General features: G+C 68.2%; 13 protein-coding genes and 1 tRNA gene. 3 read left to right on the forward strand and 11 right to left on the reverse strand.

Going from position 1 to position 13,691, the window contains the following annotated elements; genetic code table 11:
* Window positions 1-13: 13 nt before the first annotated feature.
* Window positions 14-87: transfer RNA gene (locus ACFOMD_RS15830), tRNA-Cys, on the forward strand.
* A gap of 137 nt (window positions 88-224) precedes the next feature.
* Here ACFOMD_RS15830 and ACFOMD_RS15835 read toward each other — a convergent pair.
* The 3 genes from ACFOMD_RS15835 to ACFOMD_RS15845 form a co-directional block, all read right to left on the reverse strand.
* On the reverse strand, window positions 225-833 hold the full coding sequence (locus ACFOMD_RS15835) for a hypothetical protein (protein ID WP_380863110.1): 609 nt from the start codon (window positions 831-833) through the stop codon (window positions 225-227).
* A gap of 64 nt (window positions 834-897) precedes the next feature.
* On the reverse strand, window positions 898-1,890 hold the full coding sequence (locus ACFOMD_RS15840) for an LLM class flavin-dependent oxidoreductase (protein ID WP_380863470.1): 993 nt from the start codon (window positions 1,888-1,890) through the stop codon (window positions 898-900).
* A gap of 158 nt (window positions 1,891-2,048) precedes the next feature.
* Window positions 2,049-3,605: an amidase gene (locus ACFOMD_RS15845; protein WP_380863112.1), complete on the reverse strand. Its 1,557-nt coding sequence runs from the start codon at window positions 3,603-3,605 to the stop codon at window positions 2,049-2,051.
* A gap of 36 nt (window positions 3,606-3,641) precedes the next feature.
* Here ACFOMD_RS15845 and ACFOMD_RS15850 point away from each other — a divergent pair, with 36 nt between their 5' ends.
* Window positions 3,642-4,904 (forward strand): MFS transporter, encoded by a 1,263-nt coding sequence (locus ACFOMD_RS15850; RefSeq protein ID WP_380863114.1) that lies wholly within the window; start codon window positions 3,642-3,644, stop codon window positions 4,902-4,904.
* 19 nt (window positions 4,905-4,923) lie between these two features.
* Here ACFOMD_RS15850 and ACFOMD_RS15855 read toward each other — a convergent pair whose 3' ends face one another.
* The 8 genes from ACFOMD_RS15855 to ACFOMD_RS15890 all read right to left on the reverse strand — a co-directional run bounded on the left by ACFOMD_RS15855 (window position 4,924) and on the right by ACFOMD_RS15890 (window position 10,193).
* Window positions 4,924-5,226 (reverse strand): hypothetical protein, encoded by a 303-nt coding sequence (locus ACFOMD_RS15855; RefSeq protein WP_380863116.1) that lies wholly within the window; start codon window positions 5,224-5,226, stop codon window positions 4,924-4,926.
* Between the two features lie 23 nt (window positions 5,227-5,249).
* Window positions 5,250-5,624 carry a YkvA family protein gene (locus ACFOMD_RS15860; RefSeq protein ID WP_380863118.1) on the reverse strand — a complete coding sequence of 125 codons (375 nt, stop codon included), beginning with the start codon at window positions 5,622-5,624 and terminating at the stop codon, window positions 5,250-5,252.
* Entirely contained in the window at window positions 5,621-5,953 is a 333-nt protein-coding gene (locus ACFOMD_RS15865; protein ID WP_380863119.1) for an Mpo1-like protein, read from the reverse strand. Before ACFOMD_RS15865 ends, ACFOMD_RS15860 begins: the two co-directional genes overlap by 4 nt.
* Window positions 5,954-6,074: 121 nt before the next feature.
* Window positions 6,075-7,454, reverse strand: a complete 1,380-nt coding sequence (locus tag ACFOMD_RS15870; protein ID WP_380863121.1) for an amidohydrolase family protein — start codon at window positions 7,452-7,454, stop codon at window positions 6,075-6,077.
* Window positions 7,455-7,496: 42 nt separating this feature from the next.
* Entirely contained in the window at window positions 7,497-7,934 is a 438-nt protein-coding gene (locus tag ACFOMD_RS15875; protein WP_380863123.1) for a DUF3995 domain-containing protein, read from the reverse strand.
* A complete protein-coding gene (locus ACFOMD_RS15880; protein ID WP_380863125.1) occupies window positions 7,931-9,109 on the reverse strand; it encodes an acetyl-CoA C-acyltransferase in 1,179 nt (392 codons plus the stop codon). The genes ACFOMD_RS15875 and ACFOMD_RS15880 overlap by 4 nt, the downstream gene beginning before the upstream one ends.
* 122 nt (window positions 9,110-9,231) lie before the next feature.
* On the reverse strand, window positions 9,232-9,696 hold the full coding sequence (locus ACFOMD_RS15885) for a MaoC family dehydratase (RefSeq protein WP_380863127.1): 465 nt from the start codon (window positions 9,694-9,696) through the stop codon (window positions 9,232-9,234).
* A 41-nt stretch (window positions 9,697-9,737) separates the two neighbouring features.
* Window positions 9,738-10,193: an Lrp/AsnC ligand binding domain-containing protein gene (locus ACFOMD_RS15890; protein ID WP_449329079.1), complete on the reverse strand. Its 456-nt coding sequence runs from the start codon at window positions 10,191-10,193 to the stop codon at window positions 9,738-9,740.
* Window positions 10,194-10,317: 124 nt separating this feature from the next.
* On the opposite strand from ACFOMD_RS15890, the gene ACFOMD_RS15895 reads away from it, so the two are divergent.
* Window positions 10,318-13,296 (forward strand): L-glutamate gamma-semialdehyde dehydrogenase, encoded by a 2,979-nt coding sequence (locus ACFOMD_RS15895; protein WP_380863131.1) that lies wholly within the window; start codon window positions 10,318-10,320, stop codon window positions 13,294-13,296.
* Window positions 13,297-13,691: the final 395 nt, after the last annotated feature.

A 13,691-nucleotide genomic window follows, 5' to 3' on the forward strand; every position in this document is an offset into this window, starting at 1 on the left:
GCCCACGCCCCGAGGCCCGATGGCGGAGTGGTTACGCAGAGGACTGCAAATCCTTGCACGCCGGTTCGATTCCGGCTCGGGCCTCCAATTCGTCTCGGCGTTCATGCCTGCTCAGCGAGCAGGCATCATGCCAAGTGCCAAACCCTTGATTTAATTGAAGTCATGCGTCGGAATCCCGACGCTTCGCTGTTCGCGGGCGGACAATAGTGTCCGATATCGGGCGCTTAGCGTGAAGCGTAACCGCCGAGCTGGTAGGAATCGACGAGGCCGTTCCTGACGATGCAGATGAAGCGCTCGCTGCTGATCTGCCGCTGCATATTGCCGCCGACCTGCTCGCTCTTGGCGATTTCGACGAGGCCGCGCACCCGCACCTCGTTGCCGCGCCCGTCGACGTCGTAGATGTCGCGGATGCTGGCGCTGGTGCCGTAGGTGCGTGCCTGCCGCTCCGCCTCGTCGCGGCATTCGTCGACGGCGATGTCCTCGCGCCGGTCCTGCCTTGTGCCACCATCGCGGCGGCGGTCCCAGTCGCGGTCGCCCCAGCCGTCGTCGTCATTGTCGCGGTCGCGACGGGCCGAATTGGCGATGGCGACAGCTGCGCCGACCACCGCGACGGTGGCGATCACCTCGCCGGCCGAGACGCGGTTGCGGTGATAATAGCCGTAGCCGCCGTAGCGCCCGCGATGGCCATAGCCGACGCCGTAACCAAAGCCGCCGCCCCCGCGCCGCCAGCCCGCTTCGGCGGCGGTGGGCGTGAAGGACAATGTCGCGATATCGCCGGCCAGCATGCCGAGGGTGAGCACGGCAACGGCGGCGGTACGGAACAGGCGGCGCATGGTCGGCTTCCTCGCGAAACTAGGTGCCAAGCATAACCAATCTACGACCGCCAAGCGATTGAATTTAATCGAGTGTTTTCATCACATCCGCCGCGATTTCGAACGAACGCAGCCGCGCGGCGTGGTCATAGACCTGCGCGGTGATCATCAGCTCGTCGGCACCGGTGCGCGCGATGATCGCCTTCAGCTGATCGCGCACCTCGTCCGCCGTGCCGATCGCCGAGCAGGACAGCGCCTGGTCGAGCCCCGCCCGCTCGATCGGCGACAGCGCCGCCTCATAGCCGTCGACCGGCGGCTGCAGCGGCCCCGGCGTGCCGCGCCGCAGGTTGAGGAAGGCCTGCTGGATCGAGCTCATCAGCCGCCGCGCCTCCTCGGCGCTGTCGGCGGCGAAGACGTTGGTGCCGACCATCACATAGGGCTTGGCCAGATGCTCCGACGGCTCGAAGCGATGGCGGTAGATCTCGATCGCCTCGTCGAGCGCCTGCGGGGCGAAATGCGAGGCGAAGGCGTAGGGCAGTCCGAACGCGGCGGCGAGCTGCGCGCCGTAGAGGCTCGAGCCGAGCACCCACACCGGAACATTCGTCCCCTCGCCCGGAATCGCCCGCACCCGCTGCCCCGGCTCCGACGGCCCGAGATAGGCCATCAGCTCGGCGACGTCGTTGGGGAAGGTATCGATGTCCTGACGCAAATTGCGGCGCAGCGCCTGCGCGGTCAGCCCGTCGGTGCCCGGCGCGCGTCCCACCCCGAGATCGATTCGCCCCGGATGAAGCGCGGCGAGCGTGCCGAACTGCTCGGCGATGATCAGCGGCGCATGGTTCGGCAGCATGATGCCGCCGGCGCCGATGCGGATCGTCGAGGTGCCGTCCGCCACATGCGCCATCGCCACCGCCGTCGCCGCGCTGGCGATGCCGGGCATATTGTGATGCTCGGCCAGCCAGTAGCGCGTGAAGCCCCAGCGCTCAGCATGCTGGGCGAGATCGCGGGCGTTGCGCAGCGCCAGCCCGGCGTCGCCGCCCTGAACGATCGGCGCCAGGTCGAGCATCGAATATTTGGTCATGCTGCCGATATGAGGTGCCATGTCGCGCGCGCCAAGCCCTCTCCCCGCTGGGGAGAGGGTTGGGTGAGGGGTGCGAGCGAAGCGAGCCCATGCCGGGCGCTCCCCTCACCCCGCTCGCCTACCGGCGAGCCGCCCTCTCCGCGACGGGGAGAGGGGATTTATGGCAGCTCCGTCGACCGCTCGACGAAGGTCGGCGCCCGCCACTTGCGGCTCGCCTGCTCATAAGCGTGGCCCGCCGCCAGCAGCTCGGCCTCCGACCACGCCGGGCCGATGAACGACAGCCCGACCGGCAGCCCTTTCACCAGCCCCATCGGCACCGTCAGGTGCGGGTAGCCCGCCACCGCCGCCAACTGGCTCGAGCTGCCGCCGCTATACTGATCGCCGTTGACGAGGTCGGTCATCCACGCCGGCCCCATCGTCGGCGCGACGAGCATCGTGACGCGGTTGGCACCGAGCAGCCGATCGATCCCGTCCGCCCCCGCCAGCCTTTTCGCCTCGGTGCGCGCCTTAAGATAGTCGGGATCGTCGAGACCCTTCGTCGCCTCGGCATCGACGAACAGCCGTTGCCCGAACAGCTTCATCTCCGCCTCGCTCGCGGCGTTGAAGGCGATGATCTCGGCGAGCGTCCGCGTCGTCACCGCCGGCGGCGTGGTCGCGAGATAGGCGTTCAGCCCCGCCTTGAACTCGGTGAGCAGGATCTTCAGCTCATGGTCACCGAGCGTGCGCGGCACGCCCGACTCTGCGATATCGACAAGCTCGGCGCCGCGCTCACGTAACTGCGCCAGCGCCGCCTCGAACAGCGCATCGACGCGCGCGTCATGGCCGGTGCGGTAGCGCAGCACGCCGATCCGCCTGCCCTTCAGCACGTCGGGCGTCAGCGCCGCCGCATAGTCGCGCTTGCGGGCATCGGCCCCCGCCGTCGCGGCATCGGCCGGGTCGCTGCCCGCCATCGCGGTCAGCAGCAGCGCTGCATCCGCCACACTGCGCGTCATCGGCCCCGGCGTGTCCTGGCTCGCCGAGATCGGCACGACGAACGTCCGCGAAATCAGCCCGACCGTCGGCTTCAACCCGACCAGCCCCGTCATGTTCGCCGGGCAGGCGATCGAGCCGTCGGTTTCGGTGCCGATCGCCGCCGGCGCGAGGTCGGCGGCGACCGCAGCACCGCTGCCGCTGCTCGACCCGCAGGCGTTGCGGTCGAGCGCATAGGGGTTCTTCACCAGCCCGCCGACCGCGCTCCAGCCACTGGTCGAATCGCCGTCACGGAAATTGGCCCATTCGGACAGGTTGGTCTTGCCGAGGATCACCGCCCCGGCTGCGCGCAGCCGCGCGATCAAAGGCGCATCGCGACGCGTGACGTTGGCGGCGAGCGCCAGCGAGCCGGCGGTGGTCGCCATCGCGTCGCGCGTCTCGATATTGTCCTTCACGAGGATCGGCACGCCGTGCAGCGGCCCGCGCGGGCCCTTGGCACGGCGCTCCGCATCGAGCGCGCGCGCCTGCGCCAGCGCCTCCGGGTTGGTCGCGATCACGCTGCGCAGGGTCGGCCCGGCGCGATCAATCGTATCGATCCGCTTCAGATAAGTGGCAACCAGCTCCTCGCTGCTCGTCCGCCCCGCTGCCATGTCCGCCGACAGCTCGGCGATCGACCGCTCGGGCATCGCCTTGGGCGTCATGCACCCGGTCAGCAGCAGCGCGCCGATGATCGCCAGTTGCTTCATTGCCCCTCCCCCTCTCCCCGCCTAGGGTGCGCGTCGATGCTCCATCTCTTCGCCACCCGGCGCTTCGGGCCGTTGTTCGTCACCCAGTTCCTCGGGGCGTTCAACGACAATCTCTACAAGACGGCGATGCTGTTCCTCATAACCTATCATCTGCTGGCCGCGCGGCCGGAGGATGCGGCGGTGATGGTGAGCCTGGCCGGCGGCGTGTTCATCCTGCCATTCGTGCTGTTCTCCAGCCTTGCGGGTGAACTCGCCGACAGCGTCGACAAGGCACGCGTCGTCCGCCTCGTGAAGCTCGCCGAAATCGGCATCATGGGCGTAGGCGCCTTCGCGCTGACCCACGACTCGATCGCGCTCCTCATGCTCGTGCTGTTCGGCATGGGCGTCCACTCGACCTTCTTCGGCCCGATCAAATACGCGATCCTGCCGCAGCATCTGGGGTCGAACGAACTGCTCACCGGCACCGGCCTCGTCGAAGGCGGCACCTATATCGCCATACTGACCGGCCAGATCGCCGGCGGCATGCTCGGCGCGCACGCGGCCTGGGCGGTGGTCGCCGTCGCCTTCGTCGGCTGGCTGACCGGGCGGCAGGTGCCGACCGCGCCGCCGACCAAGGCGATCCGCGTCAATCCCAACGTCGTCGCCTCCTCCTTCCGGATGATCTCGCACCTGTTCGAGGACCGGCGGCTGAAGCTCACCACGCTTGCCGTCTCCTGGTTCTGGGCGATGGGCGCGGTGTTGACCACGCAGTTCGTGCCGCTGGTGAAGGACCGGCTGCACGCCGACGAGGGCGTCGCGACGCTGTTCCTCACCATGTTCTCGGTCGGCGTCGCGCTCGGCTCGATGACGGTCAGCAAGCTGCTGAAGGGCAAGGTCTCGGCGCGCTACACCCCCGCCGCCGCCGTCGCGGTCAGCACCTTCACCGCCTATGTCGTCGCCGCGGTGCATTTCTACGACACCGTGCCGGGCGTCGCCGATGTCGGCACCTTCATGGCGCACAGCGGATCGTGGCATGTGTTGATCGCGCTGTTCGGCATGGCCTTTTCAGCGGGCATCTTCGTCGTGCCGCTCTATGCAATCCTGCAGACCGAGTGCGACCCCGGCGAACGCGCGCGCACCATCGCCGCCAACAACATCGTCAACTCGGCTTTCATGGTGGCGGGATCGGTGATCGCCGCGGCGATGATCGCCAGCGGCCTCAAGGTGCTCGACGTCATCCTCGCCGTCGGCGTCGCCAACCTGCTGGTGCTCCCCGCCGCGCTGAAGCTTCGCGTGGACCGCTTAATCCCTCTCTCTTGAGGGGAGAGGAAAACAAGGGTCAGGGGTTCCGCTTCACATGCTCGATGATCTCGTCAAAGAAGCGTTCGAGATGATGGATGACGTTGACCTTGAACTCGTAATTCACGTCGGGTGACGAGGAATCGATGATCTTCGATTCATCGACCTTCTCGGTGTAGATGTCGGCGAGGTTCTTCACATAGTCGGGCGTCAGCTCGATATGGCCGAGCTCGTTCAGGATGCGCAGCTGGATGATCATCTGCTGGCGCATCAGCATCTCCAGCGCGGTGATGCGCGACACGGTGACGACCGGATCGAGTTGAACCTCTTCTTCGTCGCTCATGCCGTCACTCCACCGATACGCGCTCACCAATAACGATAATGATAGACCGACCAGGCGAGGCTGGCGGCGATCGCCGTCCACAACAGGATGATCGCCGCCGCGCCCCAGCGGCTGACCGGCCGATGGCTGGCGATCTCGGCGGCGGCGCGGTGCTCGGCGAACACCTCCTGCGGGATCAGCCGCAGCATCAGCCAGATGCCGATCGGGATCAGGATCGCATCGTCGAGCAGCCCGAGCACCGGCACGAAATCGGGGATCAGGTCGATCGGCGACAGCGCATAGCCAGTGACCAGCAGTCCCAAGAGCTTGGCGAACCACGAGGTGCGCGGATCGCGCACCGACAGCCACACGGCATGGGCATCGACGCGCAGCGCATGCGCCCGGTCACGAAGGCTCATGCCGGCTCCACCCCGGCGTGGCGCAGGTGACGCGGCAGCTGCCCCATCGTCCACAGGAAGAACATGCGATAGTCGGCGACCAGCGACCACCAGGGATGGGTGAAGGTCAGCGGCACATTGTGCTCGACCTTGAAATGCCCGACCCAGGCAAAGCCGTAGGACAGCAGCAGCCCGGCGAGCAGCCACCAGCCGCTGCCGGTGAGCAGCACCAGCGCCAGCGCCGTCAGCCCGCTGATCGAGGCGGCATAGTGCAGCGCCCGGCACGTCGGGTTCGAATGCGCCCGCAGGTAGATCGGCCAGAATTCCTCGAAGCTGCTGATTCTCGTCATCGCATCGGTCCTCGCGTCCCCGCCACTCTAGGCGCTCATCCTGAGCTTGTCGAAGGGCGAGCGTGTGCCCTGAAAGGGCGGTTGGGAGGGCAAGGTCCCCTCTCTCCTCAAGCGATAGGGACTAGGGTGTTGCCACATAAGTATCGGCAACTTTCTCACGCATCGCGGCGAGCGCCGCTGCATCATGCCAGCGCCCCGCTGCCATTACCCCGACAGGCTCGCGCAGCGCGACGAGGCCGTCGAGCGGATTGGCGGTGACGAGCAGCAGGTCGGCGCGAGAGCCCACTGCCACCGTCCCGAACCGCTCGCCCGGTGGCAGCGCCCTCGCCACAAACGCCCCCGGCTCGCGCGTCGCCGTCGCCAGCGCCTGATATCGGCTGAGCCCCGCCGCTTCGAGCGCGGCGAGGTCACGGTGGAGGGCGTCGCCGGCGAACAGCCCGGCGATGGTCGGGGCGTCGGTGCCGGCGATCAGCGGCACACCCGCCGCGGCCAGCGCCCTGGCGAAGCGGCCGAGGAAGGCGGCGCGCGCGTCGAGGCTGCCGGTGCGGCGCTGATAGCCGCTGCGCCTCCAGTCGATGCGGTCGCCGGGCGACAGGTGGCGCGCCTCGGGCGACGCCAGCGCGGCCTGCACCGCCGCCGGCTTGCCCCATTGCGCGGCGATCGCCTGATAGGTGGCAAGGTCGGCGGTGACCGTGGTGCCATGCTGCTTCAGGAAAGCGACCGCGCGGGCGATCTCGCTATCGGCGGGCGCGGCCTGCGGATCAGCTCCTTCGGGCAGCTTGAAGAAGCCGTAGAGAAACTCCTCAAGATGCGCGACCATCGCCTGCCCGCCGGCGACCTGCCGTTCGAGACCGATCTTCTCGACATTGTGGCCGACGACCGCCAGCCCCTGCGCGCGCGCCTCAATGACCAGCGCGGCGAACACCTCGGGCGTCAAATTGCTGTATACCTTGATGAACTCATAACCGTTCGCCTTGGCCACCCGCACCGCGTCGCGCGCGATCTCGGGCGTCGGTAGCACCAGATGCCCGAACTGCGCCGAGCCGTCGACGGCTAGCGCCGCAAACAGCCGCGGCCCCGGCGTGTCGCCACGCGCGATGGCGGCACGGGTCCGCCCGACGATGGCGTTGTGCGCCTCGCCCATGTCGAGCGCGGTGGTGACCCCGCTCGCCAGCAGCATCGCCAGCGTCTCGCGGTCGCGAACATGGACGTGCATGTCGCTAAGGCCGGGCAGCAGATAGGCTGTGCCGCCGCCGTCGACGACCACCACCGCGCCCGCAGGCGCTGCGATCTTCGGCGCGATGGCGGCGATGCGGCCCTCCCGCACCAGCACCGACTGCCCGCGCAGCACGCGCTCGCGGTCCATCGGCACGACGTTGACGTTGACGAACAGCGTCGGCGGCGCGGCCTCGGCGGCAGCGGCGGGCATGGCCAAAAGGCTGAGCGCGAGAAGGAAGATCGCCCGCAGCGCGACCATGGTGCGATTAGCGTCACTCATCATCGCCGCGCTCTAACACAGGCGACGGCGACGAATGAACCGGCGCTAGACGCGCGCCCGTGCCACGACGACGAACAGCAGCGCCAGCAGCAGACAAAGCGGCGAATAGGCGAAGCGGTTGAAGCTGGCGAACGGTTCTAGCGGAAACATTCGTTCGAAGGCGGCGAGATAGCCGCCGATCCCGCGCACGACGAACAGCGCCGCCGCCGCCCAGCAGGCCCAGCCCGCGAGCCGCGCCAGCCACGCCGGCGCCGCGATCCAGCCGAGTGCCAGCGCGGGCAGCACGGCCAGCGCCGCGACGAACGACGCAACCACAAAGCAGGCGACAGGCGGCGGCAATTGCGGTCGCCCGACCACCAGCAACGCCAGCGATTGACGATCCGCCGCCGGGAAGGTCACCCCGATCCCCCACAGCGCGTGCAGCGCCGCGATCCCGGCAAGGATCGCGACGAGCAGCGCGGCGGCGGAGTTGGTCAGGCTCAATAGACCTCGAACAGCCCCGCGGCGCCCTGGCCGCCGCCGACGCACATCGTGATGACGACGTACTTGGCGCCGCGGCGCTTGCCCTCGATCAGCGCATGGCCGGTGAGGCGCGCGCCCGACATGCCGAACGGGTGGCCGATCGAGATCGCGCCGCCGTTGACGTTGAGCAGATCGTTCGGAATGCCGAGCTGGTCGCGGCAGTAGACCACCTGCACCGCGAACGCCTCATTCAGCTCCCACAGGCCGATGTCGTCCATCTTCAGGCCGTTGGCCTTGAGCAGCTTCGGGATCGCATAGACCGGGCCGATGCCCATCTCGTCGGGCTCGAGGCCGGCGACCGCCATGCCGACGTAGCGGCCGAGCGGGGTCAGGCCGCGCCGCGACGCCTCGCCCGCTTCCATCAGCACGCTTGCCGAGGCGCCGTCGGACAGTTGGCTGGCGTTGCCGGCGGTGACATTGTGACCGGGGCCGCGCACCGGCTGCAGACCTTTGAGCCCTTCGAGCGTCGTGTCGGGGCGGTTGCCCTCGTCCTTGGTGAGGTTCACCTCATGCTTGGTGACCTCGCCGGTCTCCTTGTTCTTCATCACCATCGTCGACGCCATCGGCACGATCTCGTCGTCGAACTTGCCCGCCTGCTGAGCGGCGGCCGTGCGCTGCTGCGACTGGAAGCTGTATTCGTCGCAGATGTCGCGATCGATGTTGTAGCGCTTGGCGACGACCTCGGCGGTGTCGATCATCGGCATGTAGGTTGCCGGGTGCATCTCGAGCAGGCTCGGGTCGACGCCGCCGCGCATCTGCTCGTTCATCACCATCGAGATCGAATCGACGCCGCCGCCGACGGTGATCTGCTGCCCATCGACGATGATCTGCTTCGCCGCCGTGGCGATCGCCATCAGGCCCGAGGCGCACTGGCGGTCGAGCGACTGGCCGGCAACGGTCACGGGGAGCCCGGCGCGAAGCCCGGCGAGGCGGGCGATGTTGCCGCCCTGAACGCCCTGCTGCAGCGCCGCGCCGAACACGACGTCGTCAACCTCGCCGCCCTCAAGGCCCGCGCGCTTCACCGCGGCGGCGATGGCATGGCCGGCGAGCGTCGGCGATGGAGTGGCGTTGAACGCGCCGCGATAGGCCTTGCCGATCGGCGTGCGGGCGGTGGAAACGATGACGGCTTCACGCATGGGGAAATCCCTTCAAATCGTCATCCCCGCGAAGGCGGGGACCCAGTCCAACAAATAACCTGCCCGCTGCCGCGGGCGCTTTTCATCCGTGCTGGATCCCCGCCTTCGCGGGGATGACGGATCTAAACATACGCCAGCGTCACCCACTCGGCGATGAGCGCCGGCTTGGTCTCGCCGTCGATCTCGACGCTGACCTCGACGGTCGACTGCAAGGTTCCCGGCTGGCGCTCGGTCAGGTCGACCAGCTTGAAGCGGCCGCGGATGCGCTTGCCCGACTTCACCGGCGCCATGAAGCGCACTTTGTTGAGGCCGTAGTTGACGCCCATCTTGGTGCCCTCGATGCCCGGCATCGCATCGTATGCCATCGCCGACAGCAGCGAGAGCGTCAGGTAGCCGTGCGCAATGGTGGTGCCGAACGGGGTCAGCTTCGCCTTGTCGGGGTCGACGTGGATGAACTGATGGTCGCCGGTGCATTCCGCAAAGGCGTCGATGCGCGCCTGGTCGACGGTGATCCAGTCGGACACCCCCAGTTCCTCGCCCACCTTCGCCGAATAGTTGGCCTTCGACAGGATATTCGCGCGCGCCATTGCCCTCTCCCTTATCTCTATTCCCGGCTTCCCTATCGGCGTCAGACCGGAAGCGCCATCGTGCTCTTCACTTCCTCGAGCACGGCGTAGGTCCGCGTCTCGCGCACGCCCGGCAGTGTCACCAGCGTGTCGCCGAGGAATGCCCGATAGGCCGCCATGTCTTTCACTCTCGCTTTGATCAGGTAGTCGAAGCCGCCCGCCACCATGTGGCATTCCATGATCTCCGGGTGGCGGCGCACCGCGGCGGCGAACTCCTCGAACATCTCCCCCGTCGTGCGGTCGAGCACCACTTCGACGAAGATCAGCAGTGCCCGGTCGAGCAGGCCGGGGTCGAGCACCGCCATCGTCCCGACGATATAGCCTTTCGACCGCAGCCGCTTCACCCGGTCGAAGCAGGCGGCGGGCGAGATATGGCAGGCGTCGGCCAGCGCCTGGTTGGTGATGCGCCCGTCGGCCTGCAGGGTGCGCAGGATGCGGCGGTCGGTTTCGTCGAGCATGTCCGAACATCCTTCGGGGAAATCCCCTCTTTTCACCTGAATCATCGGACGTCATGCCGAAGATAACAAGCACCTTCGGGTCGAAATGCGGCATCTAGCGGCAACTCTTGGGGAGTTTGACCAGATGACCGACCTCGCCGCCGCCCGCGCCCGCATGAACGCGCTCTATCGCGCCCCCGAGGCCGAGGTGCTGCGCGACCTGCTGCCCGGCGCCACCATCAACGCCGCCGCGCGCGAGCGGGTGGTCAACCACGCGCTCGGCCTGCTTGCTGATCTGCGCGGCGCGCAGTCGGAAGGCTGGGTCAACCGCTTCCTCCACCAGTATCGCCTCAACACGCAGGAGGGCGTGGCGCTGCTCGCGCTCGCGGAGGCCTTCCTGCGCGTGCCCGACCCTGAGACCGCCGACATGCTGATCCGCGACAAGCTCGGCACCGCCGACTGGTCGGCGCATTCGGGCCAGTCGGATTCGGCGCTGGTCAATTCGGCGACCTGGGGCCTCGTCCTCACCCGCGCCGTCGTCGGCGACAGCGAGAAGGCCGGCACCTTGCGCCGCCTCGTCCAGCGCGCCGGCGAGCCGTTCGTGCGCACCGCCGTCGGCACCGCGATGCGGCTGATGGGCCAGGTGTTCGTGATGGGTCGCACCATCGACGAGGCGCTGGGCCGCGCCGACGAGGCCGACTATCGCGGCTTTACCGCCAGCTTCGACATGCTCGGCGAGGCCGCGAGGACGTCTGAAGACGCACAGCGCTATTTCGAAAGCTACCGTGACGCCATCGCCCGCGTTGGGGCTTCCAAAACCAAGAAAGACCACTCCATCTCGGTGAAGCTGTCGGCGCTGCACCCGCGCTACGAGACCGCGCACGCCGACACCGCCGTCGCCGAACTGACCGAGATAACCCGCGCGCTCGCCATCCAGGCGGCGGAAGTGGGCATCGGCCTCACTGTCGACGCCGAGGAATCCGAGCGGCTGATGATGTCGCTCGACATCATCGAGGGCGTGGCGCGCGACCCGAAGCTCAAGGGCTGGGACGGCTTCGGCATGGCGGCACAAGCCTACGGGAAACGCGCCGCCGCGGTCATCGACTGGGCGCAGACCCTCGCCGCCGACACGCACCGCAAGATGACGGTGCGCCTCGTGAAGGGCGCCTATTGGGACAGCGAAATCAAGCGCACGCAGGAGGCGGGCCTTTCCGACTATCCGCTGTTCACCCGCAAGGCGGCGACCGACGTCTCCTATCTCGCGGTGTCGAAGCAGATGCTTGCCGCGCCCAACCTCTACCCCGCCTTCGCCAGCCACAACGCGCTGACCGTCGCGACCATCCTCGACTGGGCCGGCGACCGCCGCGACTTCGAGTTCCAGCGGCTACACGGCATGGGCGGCGGCCTCTATGAGCGGCTGGTGCAGGAAGACGGCTACCACTGCCGCATCTACGCCCCCGTCGGCGGCCACCGCGACCTGCTCGCCTATCTGGTCCGCCGCCTGCTGGAGAACGGTGCCAATTCGAGCTTCGTGCACCAGCTCGCCGACCCCAACGTCACCGAGGCGGATCTGCTCGCCGATCCGGCGGCGAAGATCGCGCGGGTGAAGGGCACGCCGCACCCGAGCATCCCGGCGCCGCGCGACATCTTCCCCGGCCGCGTCAATTCGGGCGGGCTCGACCTGCAGGACGCCGCGGTGCTGCACCCGCTGGCGAAGACCCTCGCCGCGACGCCACTGCCTGCCGCCGCGAAGGTACCTGACGTCGCCGCCGCCATCACCGCCGCGCATGCCGCCGCCGAGACGTGGGACCGCGTGCCGGTCAAGGCGCGCGCCGCCTGCCTCGATCGCCTCGCCGACCTGATGGAGATGCACCGCACCGAGCTGATGGCGATCTGCGTCAAGGAAGCGAAGAAGACGATCCCCGACGCGCTCGCCGAGGTGCGCGAGGCGGTCGACTTCTGCCGCTATTACGCGATCAATGCCCGCGCGCAGTTCGCTCCGCTCCCCCTCCCCGGCCCGACCGGCGAGCGCAACGAGCTTCGCCTCGGCGGCCGCGGCGTGTTCGCGGCGGTGGCGCCGTGGAATTTCCCGCTCGCCATCTTCATCGGCCAGGTCGCCGCCGCGCTGGTCGCCGGCAATTCCGTGCTGGCGAAGCCCGCGCCGCAGACGCCGCTGATTGCGAAGCGCGCCGTCGAGCTCGCCTATGAGGCGGGCATCCCGAAGGACGTGCTGCATTATCTGCCCGGCGGGCCCGAGGTCGGCCGCGCCATCGTCGCCGATGCGCGCGTCACCGGCGTCGCCTTCACCGGCTCGACGGCGACGGCGAAGGCCATCGCCCGTTCGCTGCTCGACGACGACAACCGTCCGATCGTGCCGCTGATCGCCGAGACCGGCGGCATCAACGCGATGATCGTCGATTCGACCGCGCTGTCTGAACAGGTGGTCGCCGATGTTGTTACCTCGGCCTTCCGCTCGGCGGGCCAGCGCTGTTCGGCGCTGCGCCTGCTGCTGCTGCAGGACGAGATCGCCGAGCGCACGCTGCATATGTTGATCGGCGCGATGGAAACGCTGGTGATCGGCGACCCCGCCGATGTCCGCACCGACGTCGGCCCGGTGATCGACGAGGCCGCCTACCAGCGCCTCGAGGACTATCGCCAGTCAGCCAAGAGCCGCTGGCTGCACGCGCTCGACGCCCCGGCGGGCGGTGGCCTGTTCATCCCGCCGACCGTCATCGGCCTCGATTCGATCGAGGAGCTGACGCAGGAATGGTTCGGACCCGTCCTGCATGTCGCCACTTGGAAGGCCGGCGAGCTGGAGGACACGGTGCGCCGCGTCAACGCCAAGGGCTACGGCCTGACGATGGGCCTCCACAGCCGCATCGCCAGCGCCGCCGACCGCGTCATCGCCGAGGCCAAGGTCGGCAACCTCTACGTCAACCGCTCGATGATCGGCGCAGTGGTCGGCTCGCAGCCCTTCGGCGGCGAGGGCCTGTCCGGTACCGGCCCCAAGGCCGGCGGCCCCCACTACCTCCTCCGCTTCGCCTCGGAACGCACCGTCTCGATCGACACGACGAGCGCCGGCGGCAACGCCAGCCTGCTCAGCATCGACGACCTGGGGCTGTAAGCGTCAAGCCCTCTCCCCGCTGGGGAGAGGGTTGGGTGAGGGGCGCGAGCGCAGCGAGCGTTCTGACTCGTCGGCGCTCCCCTCACCTTCCCGCTGACACGGGCCCCTTCCTCTCCCCGGCGGGGCGAGGCGTTGCAGGGGTGCTGCGATCAGCCCCCCCCCGAAATTGGAATGGTGAATCGCTTCCCGGAAAAATACTCCGCGAAGATGGTCGCGACCTGCCCTGAGCTGAGCGAGGACTCGGCCGGCGGGGACTTGAATGTCAACGCGATCTGCTTCCAAAGTGAGCCGGCCACACGCGATTGCTTCGCCTGATGCGCGCTGTAGTCGCTTGTAAAAGCGGCCGTAAACGATGCGCGCGTCCACCATTTCTCCAGTCGCACAGTTGCTGACCA

Origin of the sequence: Sphingoaurantiacus capsulatus (assembly GCF_042648405.1) — a bacterium.
GTDB classification, from domain to species: Bacteria; Pseudomonadota; Alphaproteobacteria; order Sphingomonadales; family Sphingomonadaceae; genus Sphingoaurantiacus; species Sphingoaurantiacus capsulatus.